Here is a 17,831-nt window from a genome sequence, read left to right on the forward strand (position 1 = left end):
GGCCCGGCGCACGACTCCCGCGTTCACCCACCCCGCCCCTCGGCACGCCCCAGTGAGGCACGGCCCGACGAGGCACAGCCCAACGAGGCACGCCCCTCCGAGGCACGCCCGAGCGAGGCATCCCGCGCGCACCCGCGCGCCGCGTACAGGAGTTGACCCCCATGGCTCAGGCCAACAGCAAGCAGTCCCAGCGCATCAGCGCCCGCGAGCGGATCCAGGAGGCGCAGCGCCGTGAGCAGGCGGCCGCCAAGCGCCGCCAGCGCATCGTCATCGCCGTCGCGTCCGTCGTGGTCCTCGCCATCGCGGGCGCCGGGGCGATCGCCGTGAACTCGGCCAAGAAGGACAAGGAGACGGCCGCCGGGTCGGGCTCCTCGGCACCGCTGGTCGTGCCCGCGAACGCCTCCGGCCAGGACGGCACCGTGATCACCTACGGCAAGGCCGACGCCCCGCACACGATGGAGGTCTACGAGGACTTCCGCTGCCCGGTGTGCAAGCACTTCGAGGCGGCCAACGGCGAGACGGTCAAGCAGCTCACCGCGGACGGCCAGATCAAGGTCGAGTTCCACCTGGCCGCGTTCCTGGACAAGGCCCTCGGCGGCAAGGGCTCGCGCACCGCGCTGGCCGCCGCCGGCGCCGCGCTCAACGAGGGCGTGGACAAGTTCAAGGCCTTCCACGACGTGCTCTACAAGAACCAGCCCGACGAGCGCACCGACAGCTTCGGCGACACCAACAAGATCCTGGAACTGGCCGACCAGGTGCCGGGCCTGAAGACCGACGCCTTCGTCAAGGCCGTCCAGGACGGCACCTACGCGCCGTGGGCGGCGAAGGTCGCGAACGCGTTCAACGACAGCGGGGTGCAGGGCACGCCGACGGTGAAGGTCGACGGCAAGCCGGTCACACTGTTCTCGGGCCAGAACCCGGCCACTCCGGACCAGTTCACGGCGCAGGTCAAGCAGGCCGCCGGCCTGTAGCGAGCTCCACCGGCCCGGCCGAACCCCGGCCGGGCCGGCACCCTTCCCAGCCACCGGAGTGTGCTGCCATGACCGCCTCTACCTCCGTGCACGTGCCCCGCCCCGCCGCCGGCCCCGCCCCGGGGGGCGCCCCGATCGGCGCCGGCCGGGCGCTCTCGCTGCTCCTGCTCCTCGCCGGGCTGATCGGGCTGGCGGCCTCCGCCGTCCTGACCTTCGACAAGCTCCGCATCCTGGAGAACCCGTCGTACGTCCCGACCTGCAACATCAACCCGGTGATCAGCTGCGGTTCGGTGATGCGCACCGAGCAGGCGGGGGTGTTCGGCTTCCCCAACCCGCTGATCGGGCTGGCCGCCTTCGGCGCACTGGCGGCGATCGGCGCGGGACTGCTGGCCGGCGCCGCGTACCGCCGCTGGTTCTGGCTGGGCCTCCAGGCGGGGACGTTCCTGGGCGTGGTCTTCGTGCACTGGCTGATCGACCAGGCGCTGTACGAGATCGGCGCGTTGTGCCCGTACTGCATGGTGGTGTGGGCGACGGTCGTGGCGCTGTTCTGGTACACGACGCTGCACAACCTGCGCTCGGGCGTGATCCCGGCGGGCCCGCGGCTGCGGACGGTCGTGCGGGAGGCGGCGCGCTACCACTGGGCGCTGCCGGTGCTGTGGGCGGCGGTGATCGCGCTGCTGATCCTCAACCGGTTCTGGTACTACTGGAGCACTCTCGTCTGACGGTCGGCCGGGCGGAGTTCAGCCGAGGTAGCCCGTCGAGTGGAGCAGCGCGGTGAGCCCGGCGCGCCTGGCGTCCAGGGCCCGGGTGAGCCGCCGTGCCGCGTTCGGGTGGAGCAGCGCGGCCGCCCGGGCCGGGGTGAAGAAGCCGTACTCGGCGATCTCCTCGGCCTGGCAGCGGATTTCGGCGGCGGCGTCGAGCACCCCGCCGTCGAACATGAACTGGACGGCGGGGTGGGCGTGTTCGCGCTGTTTGGGGATCGGGTCGCGCCACTCGACGACGACCAGCCGTGGTTCGTCGTCGAGCACGAGCCCCGTCTCCTCGCGCAGTTCGCGAGCGGCGCACTCGGCCGGGCCCTCGCCGGGGTCCATGCCGCCGCCGGGGAAGAGCCAGTGGGCGCGGTAGATCGGCTTCAGGAGGAGAACGTTGCCCATGGCGTCGGTGAGCAGGACGCTGCAGCCGACGTACGCGCGCACCATGCGCGCCAGCCACTCCCCCTCCGAGAGCTGCCAGGTCTCCGTCATCGCGACTCCTCCGCCACCACCCGTCCGTCGTGGCCCACTCTGCCCCAGGTTCCGCACCGGGAGCGGTGGTTCGTGCGAGATCCACCCGATCGGGTGGCGCGGGGGCCCAACAGCACGGCGCTAGCCGAAGACGGCCCGCCGGAAGGCGTTGCGCAGGTCGGTGAGCGGCTGGACCTCGCGGTCGTAGTGGACCTTGTTGGTGAGCAGCAGCGCCCAGCGGCCGAGCCGGCGGGAGATCCAGATCCCGGTGCCGGTGAACCCGTAGTGGACGAAGGTGCCGTCGGCCGGGTCGGTGCCGGGGGCGACGAGCCAGGAGAGGCCGCGGGCGGGGGCGAGCCCGCCGGTCTGTTCGCGCAGGGACTCGGCGATCCACGGCTCGCCCCAGGAGAGTCCGGGCGGCGGGTCGAGCAGGGCGGCGAGGAAGCGGCCGAGGTCGCGGGCGGTCGAGAAGGCGCCCGCGTTGCCGGAGACACCGCCGAGGAGGCGGGCGGACGGGTCGTGGACGACGCCGCGCAGGTGGGCGCCGAGGGTCTCGTCGTACTCGGTGGGCGCGGCGTGGGCGGTGTCGCCGGGGCCGAGCGGCCCGTAGCGGGTGTCGGACATGCCCAGCGGCCGCCAGGCCCGGCGGGCGGCGAGCTCGTCGAGCGGGGCGCCGCCGAGGTGTTCGACGAGGTGGCCGAGGAGCACGGCGGCGCGGTCGGTGTACTCGACGGCGGTGCCGGGCGCGCGGTGCAGCGGGGCGGCGATGACGCCGGAGCGGATCGCCGCGAGGTCGCGCCCGTAGAGCCGCTCGAAGTTCGTCCGTGGCAGCAATCCGGCGGTGTGGGCGAGAAGTTGACGGGTCGTCACCTCGCCGGCCGGCTGCCCCGCGGCGTCCGGCCAGTAGTGCCCGAGGGGTTCGTCGAGCGGGAGGCGGCCGGCCTGCCACAGCGCCCCGGCGCACGGCCAGAGCGCGACGATCTTGGTGAGGCTCGCGAGGTCGTACCGGGTGTCCGGTCCGGGCGAGAGCCGCGCGTACGAGCCCTGCCCGAGCGGCCCGTGGGCGCCCCGCCCGACCGTCCCGCCGGCGTCGCCGACGGCCCAGACCGCCCCCGCCCCGACTCCTCGCGCGCCGGCGCGGACCAGCCGGTCCAGCGCCCCGCCGGGCGCGGCCAGGGCGGGGAGCCGGTCGGGCGCCGGCGGTTGGTGACTCATCCGTCCCCCTGAACGTGCCCCGGACCGGTCTCGCCCGGAGCCTACCCGGCGGACGGTCCGTCAGTCGGACGCGGAGGTGAACTCCTTGCCGAGGCAGATGCTCTGCGGGTGCTCGCGGTAGATCCCGAACTTCCGTATCGCCTCGTACCCCTCGGAGTGGTACAGCGCGACGGCCTCGGGCTGCTCGGTGCCGGTCTCCAGGACGAAGCGCGTGCGGCCGGCCTCGGCGGCGGTCTGCTCCAGCCGGCGCAGCACGCCCCTGGCGAGGCCGCGCCCGCGGGCGCCCGGGACGACGAACATCCGCTTCAGCTCGGCGTCACCGTCGCGCAGCCCGTGCGGGCCGGCCTGCTTGGCCCGCCACCCGCCGCAGGCGACCGGCCGGCCGTCCAGGTAGGCGATCAGGAACAGTCCGGCCGGCGCCTCGAAGTCGTCGGGGTGCAGCACGGTCTCGTCCGGGTCGCCGTAGCGGCGGACGTACTCCTGCTGCACCTCGGCCGACAGGGCCTGGGCGTCGGGGTGGCCGTAGCCGGTGACCCGGTACTCGACGGTGCCGGCGGCCCCGGCCGACGTGCTCTCTGTCGCGCTGCTCTCCATGGACGAAAAGCCTACGACCTGGGGCGCGGCCTGGACTCAGCGGCCCTCGAACCGGGCGAGGAGGTCCGCCTTGCCGAACATCGCGGCGGCGTCGACGGCGGACGGGAAGCCGGCCTTCGGGTCGGCGCCGGCGGCCAGCAGGGCGTCGACGACGTCCACCGCGCCCTTGAAGACGGCGCCCGCGAGCGGGGTCTGCCCCTTGTCGTTGGCGCGGTTCGGGTCGGCGCCGCGCTCGACCAGGGCGGCGACCGTACCGGCGTGGGCGTGGTAGGCGGCGAGCATGAGCAGCGTGTCGCCGCTGCCGTTGGTCAGGTTCGCGGAGACGCCCGCGTCGACGGCGGCGGTCAGGGCGGCGGTGTCCCCGGCCCGGGCGGCGTCGAAGAGCTTCCCGGCGAGCGCGATCACCTCGGCGTCGGGGGCGTCGGCGGGCTGCGGGCTGGCGGCGTCGGTCATGGCGGGCGGCCTCTCGTGGTCGATTCGCGGGCGGTTCGCGGTCGGTTCGCGGTCGGTTCGTGCTCGGTGGCGGTGCCGGCCGCGCGTACCGCACCGTAGCCGCCGGGCGGACGCCCGGGCCAGCACGCGTCCGGATGGCGGATGCGGGCTCCACCGGAAACGACACGCCGACGGATCGGTTGCGCAGCCGTTCGAGCGAACTTCCGGGACCCCCCGGAAACTTCCCGCCCACCCGCCGGGAATGCCTCGCCGCACCGCAACAGAGCGCCGCACGGCCCCGACCCGGGCCGGTTCGCATACCTCCGCCCGAGCCCCACGGCGGTATTGAACGGTGAAACCACCCATTTGCACCGTTCCATCATCTATTACTTTTTGTCACGATTAGGGCACTTTCAGTGACACTGTCCCTGTCCCCCTCCCCGAGGAGCAGAACGTGATCCTCTCGATTTCCGGCATCGTCCTGTTCGGCACCATCGCCTTTCTGTTCTTCCGCCGGGACGGACTAAAGGTCTCCCACGCGATCGTCTGCGCGCTCTTCGGCTTCTACGTCGCCGGCTCCTCGATCGCACCGAGCATCACCGCGGGCGGCGCGAGCCTCGCCAGCCTGCTCGGCGGCCTCAGGTTCTAGCGCCGCCACTCCCCCGTACGGGCCCGGGCGCGGATCCCACCGCCCCGGGCCCCGTCGTACGACGACAGTCCCAGCTCCATCCGCTTCACCCCCCACCCGTCCCGACCGCCCGGGGAGTCAAGGAATGTCGCTCCACCGCCACCTCGGCAAGGGCCGTGAGATCGCCCGGACCGCCGGGGACCACGCCTCCGACATGTTCGCCCCGCTCACCGTCATCGGCCGCGGCCTGCGTCACCACACCGGCTGGGCCAAGGACCGCTGGCAGGCCACCCCCAAGGAGCGCCGCGGCCCGACGCTGTTCCTGTCCGCCGCGATGCTCGTCGGCATCTACCTGCTGCCGCACGGCCTGCTGTTCGCCCTGATCGCGCTCATGGCCAGCGCCGCGTGGGCCGGACGGGCCCCCAAGGCGCCGCCCGCCCCGCCCGCGCCCGACGTCGCCGACGTCAAGCTCGCGGCGCTCTACTCCGCGCTGACGCCCTACCTCTGCGGCCCCGAGGACGCCAACCCGCTGTACCACTTCGAGGGGAGCTACAAGAGCGCCTTCGGCTCCTGGGAGTTCGACGGCGAGGGCCGGCTCTCCCGCCTGGAGCTCACCTATCCGGCGTACTTCACCGACACCGAGCCGGCCGCCCGGGCCCGGATCGAGCAGGTCGTCCAGGGCAAGGCCGGGCGGGCCCGCGAGTACCGCTTCGACTGGGACGAGGAGTCCAACAAGCTGCGGATCTCCGCGATGAGCCCGCTGCCCACCGACATCGTCGCCCAGCGCTTCGTCGCCGCCCCCGGCGAGATCGTGCTCGGCTTCACCGACGAGGACGGCACCGCCCGCACCATCCCGGTCGGCCAGGGCGGCGCCGTGACGCAGCAGCCGCCGGTGATCTGGCGCACCGGGCCGCGCTCGGGCGAACCCCACCTGCTCGCGCTCGGCGTCGCCGGGTACGGCACCTCCAGCCTGGTCCGCTCGATCGCGCTCCAGGCCCTCCCGTACGCCGACCTCGTGGTGATCGACGGCGCCGGCACCGGCGAGCACGCGTGCCTGGTCAACCGGCCCGGCGTGCACACCGTCGAGACCAGCCTGCACGGCGCGCTCGCCGCCCTGGAGTGGGCCGCCCAGGAGACCGACCGGCGGCTCGCCGCGCTCAACACCGCCCGGCACACCGGCAGCGCCCCGCCGGAGGACGTCACCCGGCCGCTGTGGCTGCTGCTCGACCACCCGACCGAGCTCAGCGAGCTCGCTCACGCCGAGGGCCGCCCCGACCCCCAAAACCTGCTGGAGCTCCCGCTGCGGCACGGCCGCGCCGCCCGCGTCACCGTCGTGATCGCCGACGACGTCGAGGCCAGGGACCGGCTCACCCCCACCGTCCGGACCACCACCAGGGCCCGCGTCCTGCTCGGCCCGGCCGGCCCCGAGGAGGGCCACCTCGCGCTCGGCGCCCCGCTCGACATCGTGCCCGCCGCGCACGCCCCGATCGGCCGCGGCTACGCCCGCATCGGCAACGGCGTCCCGGTCCGGCTCCAGGTGCCCGCCACCGTCGACCCGCTGGACGACGAGGCCCCGGCCGCCCTGCGGGACGCCGTGATCGCCCTGCTGCCGCACCGCGACACCCGCACCGAGGCCGCGGCCGACGCACCGCCGCGCCCCGAGCAGCCGCCGCTGGTCCGCCCCGCCGAGCCGGCGCCCGCCGTCCGGCCCGTGGACCTCGGCAAGGGCGAGCCGATGATCCGTTCCCGTCCGATCTCCTGACCGCACGGAACCGGGGGCGCCGACGGCTTCCGAATCCCGTCCCGGTACGCTCGTGACAGAAAGGCCGCACGATCACCAGATGTGAAATAGGTGACACCTGGGGTGATATCACCGGCCAGATGTGACAAATCGGGCGCCGGTGGGTACAAACAGGGGCGGCACGACAGACGACGCATGTCCCGGGACGGGAATCTTCGTCGGAAGCCGAGCGTTGACCGAACGACGAAGAACAGCGACCACTAGTCCTGTGGGCCATAAGCCCGGGAGGCACGATTCATGAGCGAGCGAGCTCTCCGCGGCACGCGACTCGGGGCCACTAGCTACGAGACCGACCGTGGTATCGATCTGGCTCCCCGCCAGACCGTCGAGTACGCATGTCAGAACGGACACCGTTTCGAGGTTCCTTTCTCGGTCGAGGCGGAGATCCCCCAGACCTGGGAATGCCGCTTCTGTGGCCAGGAGGCGACACTTCTCGACGGCGACGAGCCGGAGGAGAAGAAGACCAAGCCGACGCGCACCCATTGGGACATGCTGATGGAGCGCCGTACGCGCGAGGAGCTGGAGGAGGTGCTGGCCGAGCGGCTGGCGGTGCTCCGCTCCGGCGGGATGAACCTCGCGGTTCACCCGCGTGACACCCGCAAGAGCGCCTGACCCTCTCTCCCGCCCCGGCGGGAGGACGCGAAAAGGGACCCTGGGATCCAGGGTCCCTTTCGCGTGTCCGGACCCGGCCGGTCTGTCCGGACGGTCCGGGCAGGCAGAAGCCCCGGCCGGGCCCGTGAACGGGCCCGGCCGGGGCTTCGGGGGCGGTCAGCCGGTGATCGGCGGGCGGTAGGTGGTGTCCGGGCCCTGCGGGCCGCGCGGGCCCGCCTCGGGATCCACCACCTCGCCCTGGACGACCTTGCCGTCCGGGCGGTGGATCCGCATCTGCTCCTGCAGCCGCATCGCGTCCGCGAACGCGTCCGCGCCCACGGCGGAGGTGCTGCGCAGCGCCTTGTCCGCCAGCCGGCGGCCGGCCGCCCGCCAGAGCGCGCGCGTCGGCGGGAACAGCAGGGTGAGCGCGACGAGGTCCGACAGGAAGCCGGGGACGATCAGCAGCAGACCGGCCAGGACCGTCATGCTGGTGCCGGTCTGGGGCTGCTGCGACTTCGGGTCCTTGCTCTGCTCGATCGCCGCGGACAGCGCCTTCAGCCCGGCCCGCTTGATGAGCGAGCCGCCGATCACGGCGCCGGCGATGAGCAGCAGCAGGACGGTGAAGCCGCCCAGCCACGAACCCACCTGGACCAGCAGCCAGATCTCCAGCACCAGCCAGGCGGTGATCAGCAGCGGCAGCACACGGCGGAGCTTTCCGCGCGGGGCCGGACGGGCGGGGGTAGCTTGCTGGGTCACGGTACGGATCCACTCCAAGGCGGTGCTCTGCACGCCGCACGGGAGGTCCGGGCCGGCTACGGCACCACCTGGTCCAACGATTCCCCGGCGGCCGGTGTTCCGCCGGACCGACGCCGGCGCAGCGAGACCAGGAGGCCCGCGCCGCAGGCCAACAGGCCGCCGAGGGCGAGCGCCCACTCCGGAGCGGGGCCGATCCGGTCGGCGACCGTGGTGCCGTCGCGCAGCGGGACGGTGGCGGACAGCTCGGCCGGCGTCAGCTCCCGGGTGCGCTGCTCCACCGTGCCGTCCGGGGCGATCACCGCGCTGATGCCGCTGGTGGCGGCGATCAGTACGGCCCGGCCGTGCTCGACCGCGCGCAGCCGGGACATCGCGAGCTGCTGCTCGGGCTGGCCGGTCTTGGCGTAGGTGGCGTTGTTGGTCTGCACGACCAGGACGCGGGCGCCGCTGTCGACGGTGTCGCGGACGATCTCGTCGTAGGCGACCTCGAAGCAGATCACGTCGCCGATGCGGGCCGGGCCCAGCTGCATGACGCCGTTGTGGTCGCCGGGCCAGAAGTCGCGGGCGACCCGCTGCAGGCGGGTGATCACCTTCATCAGCTGGGCGCGGAACGGCACGTACTCGCCGAACGGGACGGGGTGCTGCTTGGTGTAGGAGGCGCCGGGGCCGGTCTTCGGGTCCCAGACGATGCCCTCGTTCTGGACGTGCTGGGCGTCCGGGCCGTCCACCAGGGTGCCGACCAGGGTGGGCACGCCGACGGTCTTCACGGCCCCGTCGATGCGCTCGTAGGCGAGCGGGTCGCTGAAGGGGTCGAGGTCGGAGGAGTTCTCCGGCCAGATCACCACGTCGGGGCGCTCGACCTTGCCGGCCTTGATGTCGGCGGCCAGTCGCTCGGTCGCCGAGGCGTGGTTGTTGAGGACCATCATCGGGCGGCCGAGGAAGTCCATGCCGGGGTTGGGCACGTTGCCCTGGACGATCGCGACCTTCACGGTGTCGTCGGCCTTGGTCGGCACCGGCACGAGGTAGCCGGCCAGCAGCGCCGCCACGGCGCCGAGTCCGGCCAGGGCGGCCGCGCGCGGGGCGCGGCGCGGGCCGCGCAGGCGCAGCGCCGCCCAGGCCAGCAGGGCGCCGGAGAGGGCGACCGCGAAGGTCACCAGCGGGGCGCCGCCGATCGCGGCCAGCGGGGTGTACGGGGTCGCCGTGTTGGCGAAGGCCAGCCGGCCCCAGGGGAAGCCGCCGAGCGGCAGCCGGTCGCGCGCCCACTCCTGGGTGACCCACAGGCACGCGGCCCACAGCGGCCAGGCGGGCAGGCGGGAGGTGAGGGCGAGGCCGGCGCCGAGCAGCAGCATGAACAGCGCCTCGACGACCGACAGGCCGACCGTCGCGTCCCAGCCGACCACGCGCAGCCAGCTGAGCAGCATCAGGAAGAACGGGAAGCCGAACGCGAAGCCGGTCCAGGCCGCCTGGCGGACCGTGCGGCCCCGGGTGAGCAGCGAGAGCGCCGCAACGCCGAGCAGCGACAGCGGCCACAGGTCGTACGGCGGGAAGGCGAGGGCCAGCAGCAGGCCGGCCAGGGCGGCGAGGCCGGTCCGGGGCAGGCCGGCGCGGACCTTGGCGACGGCTCGGGCGAGCCGGCCGGGCCGTGCTTCGGGGGCCGGCGGCTCGGGTGCGGCAGCGGACCGCTCCTGGGTGACGGACATGGTCACCGGCGCACCATCTCTCTGTGGCTTGTTGTTCGGACGCAGTGCGAAGAAGGTACCCCGGAACGGACGGTGACCGGGAGGCGAGGGGCGGGTGGGGACGGGCCCGCGGCCTGGTCAGCGGGGCGCGTAGCGGATCCCGCCGAACGGCCGGTCGGCGGCGAGCCGGATGGAGCCGCGCGGCGGAGGCGGGCTGCCCGACCAGGCGGCGAGATCGGATGCGTTGTGCTGCTCGCCCAGGGCTCCAGGCGGAAGTCCTGGGCGAGCAGCGCGCGCGGGACGGTGGAGCCGGCGGGGACCACCGGGCCGACCGTCGTCCGGCCGACCTGCGTGGCCCGGCGGCTCCGCCCGTCTACTCGGCGGCCGCGTGGACCGTGCGGCCCCGCACGACGGTGCGCAGGCAGGTCGGCAGCGGGTGGCCGGGGGTGAGGTCCGGCAGGCCGGGGGTGCCGGAGCGCGGGTCGGTGGACCAGCCGGCGACGCGGGAGTCGGGGGCCTGGACGACCAGGTCGCCGGCGGCCCAGATCGCGTAGCTGGCGACGGCGCCCGGGACGAGGACGCCGTCCTGGTCGCGGCCGATCGCGCGCCAGCCGCCGCGGGTGTGGGCGGTGAACGCGGCGCGGACGGAGATCCGGTGCTCCAGCGTCCGGTGGAAGGCCGCGGCGCGGACCGTCCCCCACGGGTCGAGCGGGGTCACCGGGGCGTCGGAGCCGAACGCGAGCGGGACGCCGGCGCGCAGCAGGGCGGCGAACGGGTTGAGCGCGGCGGCCCGTCCGGCACCGAGGCGCTGGACGTACATGCCCTCCGGGCCGCCCCACGCGGCGTCGAAGGCGGGCTGGACGGAGGCCGTGAGGCCGAGTTCGGCGAAGGCCGCGACGGACTCGTCGTCCAGCGCCTCGGCGTGCTCGACGCGGTGGCGCAGGGCCTTGACGCGCGCGGCGCCGACCCGCTCGCCGGCCGCCCGGACGCCGTCGACGACCGCGCCGACGGCGGCGTCGCCGATGGCGTGGAAGCCGGCCTGGAGCCCGGCCTCGGTGCACGCGGCGACGTGGTCGGCGACCTGGTCGGCGGTCAGGTAGGCGGTGCCGGTGTGGTCGGCGTCGGCGTAGGCGGCGTGCAGGCAGGCGGTGTGCGAGCCGAGTGCGCCGTCGACGAAGAGGTCTCCGCCGGCGCCGACCGCGCCGAGTCGGCGGGCCGTCTCGACGCCGCCCAACTCGCCCCAGTAGCCGAAGACTTCGGGGCCCTCGCCGTCGGCGGCCAGGGCCAGCAGGGCGGCCAGGTCCGCCTCGGAGGAGATCTCCGGGCCGGCGCACTCGTGCAGGGCGCCGATGCCCAGTTCGGCGGCGCGGGCGAGGGTCGCGCGCTGGGCGCGGCGGCGCTGCTCGGGGGTCAGGCGGGCGAGCGCGGTCTGCCGGACGGCGTGGTGGGCGTCCTTGGTGAGGGGGCCCTCGGCGCAGTGGCCGGGCCGGTCGGCGAGGCCCTCGGTGAGGGTGCGCAGCGCGGTGGTGGCGAGGGCGGAGTGGACGTCCGTGCGGGACAGGTAGACGGCGGCACCCCGTGCGGCGGCGTCGAGTTCGGCGAGCGTGGGCGGGCGGCCCTCGGGCCAGCCGGTCTCGTCCCAGCCGTGGCCGATGAGCACGCCGCCGGCCGTCTCCTGGGCGTCGACGAAGGCGGTGAGGGCCGCCAGGGCGTCGACGAGGGACGGACTGCCGGTGAGGTCGAGGCCGGTGAGCGCCAGTCCCGTGGAGGTCGCGTGCACGTGGGCGTCGACGAACGCCGGGGTGACCAGGGCGCCGTCGAGCTCGACGATCTCGTCGGCCACCCCCTCGTACGCCTCGGCGGCGCCGTCACTGCCGACCCAGGCGACGTGTTCGCCCTCCACGAGCATCGCGGTGGCGAAGGGGTCGGCGGGGCTGTAGACGGCGCCGCCGCGCAGCAGGACGGTCCGGTTGGTGCGTTCGGTCATGCGCCCAAGTCTGCACCCTCCCTCCTTGCCCGCCGACGGGCTGGGGGGCACCCCCAAGCCGCCGGGCTGGGGGAGAGGCGCCCACCGACCGGTGCTCAGATCTTCGGGGGTCGCGCCTCGTAGGGGGTGGACAGCACGACCGTCGTGCGGGTCGAGACGCCGGCCGCGCTGCGGATGCGGGCGAGCAGGTCCTCCAGGTCGCCGGGCGCGCCGACGCGGACCTTGAGGATGTAGTTCTCGTCGCCGGCGACGCTGTGGCAGGCCTCGATCTCGGGCAGGCCCGCCAGGCGGTCGGGGGTGTCGTCGGGCGCGCTGGGGTCGAAGGGCTTGACCGAGATGAACGCGGTCAGCGCCAGGTCGACGGCGTCGGGGTCGATGATCGCGGTGTAGCCGCGGATCACCCCGCGCTGTTCGAGGCGGCGCACGCGCTGGTGCACCGCCGAGGTGGACAGGCCGGTGGCCTTGCCCAGGTCCGTGTAGCTCATCCGGCCGTCCTCTAGGAGCAGCTGGACGATGCGTTGGTCGAGATCCTCCACAGTGCGCAAACCTACCCGCTCGGGGGCGCGCGGGGCGCCCCGATGGGCGCACACGGTGTCACCAGGGGCGGGCAGGGGTGTCAGGCGGGCACATGCCGGGCGAATGTGGCGAAGGACACACCCGGTGCATCATGGTGCGCCGGACCGCAGGATTATGTATCCGCGCGGGAGGGAAGTGCTGGTTGTGGCCCCGGGCGACCACGCCGGGCCCGATCCGAGGGGGATCCTCATGCCTGCTACCGACCAGCGTGCCCTGGGCTCCGACGAGACCGACGATACGGCCGGCCGCGACGACATCGCGGTCGGGCACCTCCCCACGCCGAGCGCCGACCCGGGCGACGGCGAGCCCTGGGACATCTTCCGGGTCCACTGCCCCGAGTGCCGGCGCCCGATCGCCCTCGTCGCGGACGAGGAGCGGCTGCCGCTGCACGCCCTGCTGCCGACCGCGTGGAACCCCTTCGCCCCCGCGATCTGCCCGGGCTCGGGCGCCCCGACCGACGACCTCGCCGAGGCGGAGGCCTCGGACGACGACGGCCCGGCCGGCTTCGAGGCGCTGTTCAAGCTGCCGAGCGGCCTGGACTGGCGCACCCAGCCGTTCTCGCACGCGGTGGCGCACCGCCCGGTGCGCGTCGCCGCCGTCACGCCGACCATCCCCGAGCAGCGGCGTCGGCTGATCAGCCGCTGACGCCGGCGAGTTGACGGGACGTCAAACCGCATTCGACGGGAAAGCGAAACCTCCGGCCGCCGCTCCGCACCCTGGAGCGACGGCCGGAGGCCGTGTCGGGGCCGTGTGCCGGCCGCGGGTGAGGGGCCCGTCAGCCCCGGGTGAGGTGGCGGCCGATCACGAGCCGCTGGATCTGGTTGGTGCCCTCGACGATCTGCAGCACCTTCGCCTCGCGCATGTACCGCTCGGCCGGGAAGTCCTGCGTATAGCCGTAGCCGCCGAGCACCTGGACGGCGTCCGTGGTCACCCGCATCACGGTGTCGGTGCAGAACAGCTTGGCCATCGCCGCCTCCTTGGAGAACGGACGGCCCGCGTCGCGCAGCCGCGCGGCGGACAGGTACAGCGCCCGGCCGGCCTCGATCTGGGTGGCCATGTCGGCGAGCATGAACGACAGGCCCTGGAACTCGGCGATCGGGCGGCCGAACTGGCGGCGGGTGCCGGCGTACTCGACCGCGAGGTCGAGCGCGGCCTGGGCGACGCCGATCGCGCACGCGGCGATGCCGAGGCGGCCGGAGTCGAGGGCGGCGAGGGCGATCTGGAAGCCCTGCCCCTCCTCGCCGACCAGCCGCTCGCGCGGGACGCGGGCACCGTCGAAGTGCACCTGCGCCGTCGGCGAGGAGCGCATGCCCATCTTGTGCTCCGGCGCGGCGAACGACAGGCCGGGCTGGTCGCCGGGGACGAGCAGGCAGCTGATGCCCTTCGGGCCGTCCACGCCGGTGCGCACGAGGGCGCTGTAGAAGTCCGCCCGCCCGCCGTGGGTGATCCACGCCTTGGTGCCGTTGACGACGTACTCGTCGCCGTCCAGCCCGGCGCGGGTGCGCAGCGCGGCGGCGTCCGAGCCGGACTGCGGCTCGGAGAGGCAGTAGGCGCCGAGCTGTTCGCCGGAGAGCATGCCGGGCAGCCAGGCGGCGCGCTGCTCCTCGGTGCCGAAGGTGGCGAGCGCGTGGCAGGAGAGCGTGTGCACGCTCACGCCGAGGCCGACGGCCAGCCAGCCGGCCGACAGCTCCTCCAGGACCTGGAGGTAGACCTCGTAGGGCTGCTCGCCGCCGCCGTACTTCTCGTCGTAGGGCAGGGACAGCAGGCCCGCCTCGCCGAGCGTGCGGAAGACGTCGCGCGGGAAGCGGTCGGCGGCCTCGTCCTCCGCCGCGCGCGGCTTGAGCTCGCGCTGGACCAGCTCCCGGGTGAGGCTCAGCAGCTCACGGGCCTCCTCGGTGGGCAGCTGGCGGTCCACGGGCTTCGCAGGGGAGGTGGTCATGGCGGCGGTCGCCTCCTCGATCGGGCGCCGGGTCCTGGTTCGGCAGGTCCGGCGCGGGTGTGGCAGGTCGGCCCGACCGGCACCGGGTTGCGGTGAACGGCCGTTCACAGGCGTGGCGAAGTGAGTATGCCCGAAAGCCGCGCCGACGTCACGACCTGCGCATATGAACTGTCCGGAGTGGCCGGGTACGGCACCGTAGGGTTGACGATGTGGCTGCTTCCGATACCCCGAACCCCCGTGCCGGTCTGATCACGCCGCCCGATCACGGCGCACCGGGCCGTCCGGACGGTCCTGGCACCCTCGGCGCACCGGGCCTTCCGGGCAGCCCCGACACCGTCGCCGCCCCCGGCAGCCCCGACACCGTCGCCGCCCTCGACACCCTCGCCGCCGAGCTGCGGGCGCTGCCGCCGTCCTGCGGGCCGGTGCGGCTGGTCGCGGTGGACGGGCACGCGGGCTCGGGCAAGACGACGTTCGCCGGGCGCCTGGCCGGGGCGCTGGGCGGGGCCCCGGTGATCCACCTCGACGATCTCGCCACCCACGCCGAGCCCTTCGGCTGGGCCGGGCGGCTGCGCGAGCAGGTGCTGGAGCCGCTGGCGGCGGGTCGGGACACCGCGTACGACGTGTACGACTGGACGCTGCGGCGGTTCGCCGGCACGGCCGCGGTGCCGGTGGCGCCGGTGGTGCTGGTGGAGGGCGTCGGGGCCGGGCGGCGGGAGGTGCGGCCGTGGCTGGCGCGGATCGTCTGGATGGACCTGGACGCCACCACCGCCCGGCGCCGCGGCGAGGAACGGGACGGGCCGGAACTGGCCGAATTCTGGGTGGGCTGGGCACGCGCCGAATCGGCGCATTTCGCCGCCGACCCGAGCCGGCCGCACGCCGGCACCCGCGTCGACGGAGTGACCGGACGGATCTCGCCGGGCACCGTGGGTGAACCTTCAACAAGCTCTTGACCTGCGCAGTCACCGCGTCCTAAGTTCTCCCCAGACGCCGGAACGAAAGCTTCCGGCCACCGTGGACCCGGCATCCCCGGCTTGTTCCCCCGTGAGCCGGGGGTGCCGTCCGCGCCCGTCGCGAAATGCGCTCCCCCACCGCCCGACGTGCCCAACAACCGCGCGCACGATCGCATTTGAACCGGTGCGGCACCCTTCCGGATCAGCGTGGCCCCGGTACGATTTGCACCAGGCGCATCTGCGCCCCGGGGGCTTGCGAGCACCGGCCGGCTCCGCGCACGCGGCCCGCGGGCCGAGCCCCGGGCCACACCGCGGGGGGCGTGAGTGACGACGGTCGACAGTTCCGACAGCAACGCGGGCGGCCCGGACCGGCTCGCCGACCGGGCCTGGCTGCGCGCCATGGACGCCTACACGGCGGGCGCGTACGCGCGCGCCGAGGAGGAGTTCCGCGCGGCGGTACGGCTCGACCCCGGCATGGCCGACGCGTGGCTCGGCCTGCACGCCCTGCGCAGCGACACCCCGGCCGCCCTGCTCGCGATGTACCGCCACCAGAAGCGCTTCGGCGAGCAGCGCCGGATCCACCGCCGGCCGCTCAGTTCCTGGTACTGGCTGGGCTGGTGGGTGCAGCCGGTCCTGGAGGACGCCCGCGACCTCGCGCTCGCGCACGCCTCGCACTGGCTGGACGGCCGACACCTGGCCGAGCTCGACCGCGCGCTGGAGCAGTGCCCGGCGCCCAGCGAGGACCCGTCCGCCCAGTTCCTGTACGCCTGCCGCTCCTACCTGCTCAAGGACTGGGAACAGCTGATCCGCGACACCGACCGGCTGCTCGACGACCCGATGCTCGGCATCGAGGCCGGGCTGTTCGCCGGCATGGCGCGGGTCCGGCTGGACATGTGCGCCCAGGCCCAGGCCCCGCTGGCCGCCTCGCTGGCCCGCTGCCGCTCCGAGCAGCCGCAGCGCAAGGAGCTGCGGTACTGGCTGGGGCGGGCGTACGAGGGGGCCGGGCGCAGCGCGGCGGCGCTGCCGCTGTACCGGGCGGTGCACCGGGCCGATCCGGCGTTCATGGACACCGCGGCCCGGCTGGCCGCGATCTCGGCGGAGGACGCGCTCGCGGACGGGCTGCTGGAGGGCGGGCGCCCGGGCGGGGTGGAGGAGCCGTACCTGGACGACGTCCCGCCGGAGGAGATGACGCCGGAGGGCTTCCTGCCCGGTGTGCAGTCGACGGGGGTGTTCGCGCCGGACGAGCTCTCTCCCAACGGGCTCCCCTCGAACGGGCTTCCGTCGAACGGGCTCGCTCCGAGCGGCCTCTCCCCCGACGGCTTCTCCCCCAACGGCCTTTCTCCGGACGCCCTTTCTCCGGACGCCCTTTCTCCCGAGGACGTCGAGTACCAGGACGCGTACGGCCAGGGGCCCGGCTACCCGAGCGGCGGCGGGTACGCCGAGGAGGCCGCACCTACGGACGCCCCGCCGCAGGCCGCCGGCGAGCGCTCCGGATCGGCCGGGCCGACCGGACCGGCCGGGCCCGCCACGCCCGTCGCGCCCATCGTGCCCGTCGTGCCGCTCCCGCTCCGTGGCGAGGCGCTGCCCCGGATCGCCCCGTCCGCCGGATCCCAGCAGGCGGGCGGCGAGCGCGAGTTGGACGCCGCCCTGTCCGAACTCGCCATGATGGTGGGCCTGGAGCCGGTCAAGCGCCAAGTGCGGGCGCTGTCGGCGCAGTTGCGGATGGCAGGGCTCCGCGCCGAGCAGGGTCTGCCGGTCCAGCCACCCAAGAGGCACTTCGTCTTCTCCGGCCCCTCGGGCACCGGCAAGACCACCGTCGCCCGGATCCTCGGGCGAGTCTTCCACGCCCTCGGCCTGCTCTCCGGCGACCACCTGGTCGAGGCGCAACGGGCCGACCTGGTCGGCGAGTTCCTCGGCCAGACCGCCGTCAAGGCGAACGAGCTGATCGACTCCGCGCTGGACGGCGTGCTCTTCATCGACGAGGCGTACAGCCTCTCCAACTCCGGCTACACCAAGGGCGACGCGTACGGCGACGAGGCGCTCCAGGTGCTCCTCAAGCGCGCCGAGGACAACCGCGACCGGCTGGTGGTGATCCTGGCCGGCTACCCCGAGGGCATGAACCGGCTGCTCGCCACCAACCCCGGCCTCAACTCCCGCTTCACCACCCGGGTCGACTTCCCCAGCTACCGCCCCGGCGAGCTGACCGCGATCGGCGCGGCGCTGGCCGGCCGGGACGGCGACGGCTGGGACGAGGACGCGGCCGAGGAGCTGGCCAGCATCTGCACCCACGTGGTGCGCGAGGGCTGGATCGACGAACTGGGCAACGGCCGCTTCATCCGCACCCTGTACGAGAAGTCCTGCGCCTACCGGGACCTGCGGCTCTCGCTGCTGCGCGAGCCGCCGGGCCGGGAGGACCTGGCGACGCTGCGGCTGCCGGACCTCGTCCAGGCGTACGGGGAGCTGATCGACGGCCGGAACTGACCGCCCGCGGG

The 17,831-nt window shown here is 74.3% G+C and carries 17 protein-coding genes; 8 read left to right on the top strand and 9 right to left on the bottom strand.

Translation table 11 applies throughout. The features are described 5' to 3' along the window. Positions 1-161 precede the first annotated feature (161 nt). Positions 162-971 (top strand): thioredoxin domain-containing protein, encoded by an 810-nt coding sequence (locus ACFVSN_RS42300; RefSeq protein ID WP_380443171.1) that lies wholly within the window; start codon positions 162-164, stop codon positions 969-971. Between the two features lie 68 nt (positions 972-1,039). Next, a complete protein-coding gene (locus ACFVSN_RS42305; RefSeq protein WP_380443169.1) occupies positions 1,040-1,693 on the top strand; it encodes a vitamin K epoxide reductase family protein in 654 nt (217 codons plus the stop codon). An 18-nt stretch (positions 1,694-1,711) separates the two neighbouring features. Here the strand turns inward: ACFVSN_RS42305 and ACFVSN_RS42310 are convergent, their stop codons facing one another. The 4 genes from ACFVSN_RS42310 to ACFVSN_RS42325 form a co-directional block, all read right to left on the bottom strand. Further along, complete coding sequence (locus ACFVSN_RS42310; protein ID WP_380443167.1) at positions 1,712-2,215, bottom strand: NUDIX domain-containing protein; 504 nt, start codon at positions 2,213-2,215, stop codon at positions 1,712-1,714. A gap of 120 nt (positions 2,216-2,335) precedes the next feature. Then, positions 2,336-3,409, bottom strand: coding sequence for a serine hydrolase domain-containing protein (locus ACFVSN_RS42315; protein ID WP_387593575.1), 1,074 nt, complete (start codon positions 3,407-3,409; stop codon positions 2,336-2,338). 60 nt (positions 3,410-3,469) lie between these two features. Next, on the bottom strand, positions 3,470-4,003 hold the full coding sequence (locus tag ACFVSN_RS42320) for a GNAT family N-acetyltransferase (protein WP_380443163.1): 534 nt from the start codon (positions 4,001-4,003) through the stop codon (positions 3,470-3,472). A gap of 36 nt (positions 4,004-4,039) precedes the next feature. After that, positions 4,040-4,456, bottom strand: a complete 417-nt coding sequence (locus tag ACFVSN_RS42325; protein WP_380443161.1) for an ankyrin repeat domain-containing protein — start codon at positions 4,454-4,456, stop codon at positions 4,040-4,042. A 433-nt stretch (positions 4,457-4,889) separates the two neighbouring features. On the opposite strand from ACFVSN_RS42325, the gene ACFVSN_RS42330 reads away from it, so the two are divergent. The 3 genes from ACFVSN_RS42330 to ACFVSN_RS42340 all read left to right on the top strand — a co-directional run bounded on the left by ACFVSN_RS42330 (position 4,890) and on the right by ACFVSN_RS42340 (position 7,476). Continuing rightward, positions 4,890-5,084: a hypothetical protein gene (locus ACFVSN_RS42330; RefSeq protein ID WP_188305060.1), complete on the top strand. Its 195-nt coding sequence runs from the start codon at positions 4,890-4,892 to the stop codon at positions 5,082-5,084. A 124-nt stretch (positions 5,085-5,208) separates the two neighbouring features. Beyond that, the gene (locus ACFVSN_RS42335) at positions 5,209-6,825 is read left to right on the top strand and encodes a hypothetical protein (RefSeq protein WP_387958827.1); all 1,617 of its coding nucleotides are present in this window, start codon (positions 5,209-5,211) and stop codon (positions 6,823-6,825) included. Positions 6,826-7,101: 276 nt separating this feature from the next. Then, positions 7,102-7,476 (top strand): RNA polymerase-binding protein RbpA, encoded by a 375-nt coding sequence (locus ACFVSN_RS42340; RefSeq protein ID WP_329929550.1) that lies wholly within the window; start codon positions 7,102-7,104, stop codon positions 7,474-7,476. Between the two features lie 156 nt (positions 7,477-7,632). Here ACFVSN_RS42340 and fxsA read toward each other — a convergent pair whose 3' ends face one another. From fxsA to ACFVSN_RS42360, 4 genes are all read right to left on the bottom strand, one after another. After that, on the bottom strand, positions 7,633-8,211 hold the full coding sequence (gene fxsA, locus ACFVSN_RS42345) for an FxsA family membrane protein (RefSeq protein ID WP_380438943.1): 579 nt from the start codon (positions 8,209-8,211) through the stop codon (positions 7,633-7,635). Positions 8,212-8,267: 56 nt separating this feature from the next. Beyond that, positions 8,268-9,908, bottom strand: coding sequence for an apolipoprotein N-acyltransferase (gene lnt / locus ACFVSN_RS42350; RefSeq protein ID WP_380497337.1), 1,641 nt, complete (start codon positions 9,906-9,908; stop codon positions 8,268-8,270). A gap of 352 nt (positions 9,909-10,260) precedes the next feature. After that, on the bottom strand, positions 10,261-11,874 hold the full coding sequence (locus ACFVSN_RS42355; protein WP_387958829.1) for an amidohydrolase: 1,614 nt from the start codon (positions 11,872-11,874) through the stop codon (positions 10,261-10,263). 95 nt (positions 11,875-11,969) lie between these two features. Continuing rightward, positions 11,970-12,410, bottom strand: a complete 441-nt coding sequence (locus tag ACFVSN_RS42360) for an Lrp/AsnC family transcriptional regulator (RefSeq protein WP_380438939.1) — start codon at positions 12,408-12,410, stop codon at positions 11,970-11,972. Positions 12,411-12,639: 229 nt separating this feature from the next. Between ACFVSN_RS42360 and ACFVSN_RS42365 the strand changes: the two genes are divergently transcribed. Then, the gene (locus tag ACFVSN_RS42365) at positions 12,640-13,095 is read left to right on the top strand and encodes a hypothetical protein (RefSeq protein WP_387958831.1); all 456 of its coding nucleotides are present in this window, start codon (positions 12,640-12,642) and stop codon (positions 13,093-13,095) included. 130 nt (positions 13,096-13,225) lie between these two features. Here ACFVSN_RS42365 and ACFVSN_RS42370 read toward each other — a convergent pair whose 3' ends face one another. After that, the gene (locus ACFVSN_RS42370) at positions 13,226-14,389 is read right to left on the bottom strand and encodes an acyl-CoA dehydrogenase family protein (RefSeq protein WP_380438935.1); all 1,164 of its coding nucleotides are present in this window, start codon (positions 14,387-14,389) and stop codon (positions 13,226-13,228) included. A gap of 392 nt (positions 14,390-14,781) precedes the next feature. Here ACFVSN_RS42370 and ACFVSN_RS42375 point away from each other — a divergent pair, with 392 nt between their 5' ends. Next, a complete protein-coding gene (locus ACFVSN_RS42375) occupies positions 14,782-15,339 on the top strand; it encodes a uridine kinase (protein ID WP_380497336.1) in 558 nt (185 codons plus the stop codon). A gap of 399 nt (positions 15,340-15,738) precedes the next feature. Further along, positions 15,739-17,820 (top strand): AAA family ATPase, encoded by a 2,082-nt coding sequence (locus ACFVSN_RS42380; protein ID WP_380438952.1) that lies wholly within the window; start codon positions 15,739-15,741, stop codon positions 17,818-17,820. Positions 17,821-17,831: the final 11 nt, after the last annotated feature.

This window comes from Kitasatospora sp. NPDC057904, from assembly GCF_042887925.1.
Classification (GTDB): Bacteria; Actinomycetota; Actinomycetes; order Streptomycetales; family Streptomycetaceae; genus Kitasatospora.

Excerpts from the sequence above, each read along its gene's own strand:
- ACFVSN_RS42300 (WP_380443171.1), top strand. The coding sequence starts at position 162 with ATGGCTCAGGCCAACAGCAAGCAGTCCCAGCGCATCAGCGCCCGCGAG.
- ACFVSN_RS42305 (WP_380443169.1), top strand. The coding sequence starts at position 1,040 with ATGACCGCCTCTACCTCCGTGCACGTGCCCCGCCCCGCCGCCGGCCCC.
- ACFVSN_RS42310 (WP_380443167.1), bottom strand. The coding sequence starts at position 2,215 with ATGACGGAGACCTGGCAGCTCTCGGAGGGGGAGTGGCTGGCGCGCATG.
- ACFVSN_RS42315 (WP_387593575.1), bottom strand. The coding sequence starts at position 3,409 with ATGAGTCACCAACCGCCGGCGCCCGACCGGCTCCCCGCCCTGGCCGCG.
- ACFVSN_RS42320 (WP_380443163.1), bottom strand. The coding sequence starts at position 4,003 with ATGGAGAGCAGCGCGACAGAGAGCACGTCGGCCGGGGCCGCCGGCACC.
- ACFVSN_RS42325 (WP_380443161.1), bottom strand. The coding sequence starts at position 4,456 with ATGACCGACGCCGCCAGCCCGCAGCCCGCCGACGCCCCCGACGCCGAG.
- ACFVSN_RS42335 (WP_387958827.1), top strand. The coding sequence starts at position 5,209 with ATGTCGCTCCACCGCCACCTCGGCAAGGGCCGTGAGATCGCCCGGACC.
- ACFVSN_RS42340 (WP_329929550.1), top strand. The coding sequence starts at position 7,102 with ATGAGCGAGCGAGCTCTCCGCGGCACGCGACTCGGGGCCACTAGCTAC.
- lnt (WP_380497337.1), bottom strand. The coding sequence starts at position 9,908 with ATGTCCGTCACCCAGGAGCGGTCCGCTGCCGCACCCGAGCCGCCGGCC.
- ACFVSN_RS42355 (WP_387958829.1), bottom strand. The coding sequence starts at position 11,874 with ATGACCGAACGCACCAACCGGACCGTCCTGCTGCGCGGCGGCGCCGTC.
- ACFVSN_RS42365 (WP_387958831.1), top strand. The coding sequence starts at position 12,640 with ATGCCTGCTACCGACCAGCGTGCCCTGGGCTCCGACGAGACCGACGAT.
- ACFVSN_RS42370 (WP_380438935.1), bottom strand. The coding sequence starts at position 14,389 with ATGACCACCTCCCCTGCGAAGCCCGTGGACCGCCAGCTGCCCACCGAG.
- ACFVSN_RS42380 (WP_380438952.1), top strand. The coding sequence starts at position 15,739 with ATGGACGCCTACACGGCGGGCGCGTACGCGCGCGCCGAGGAGGAGTTC.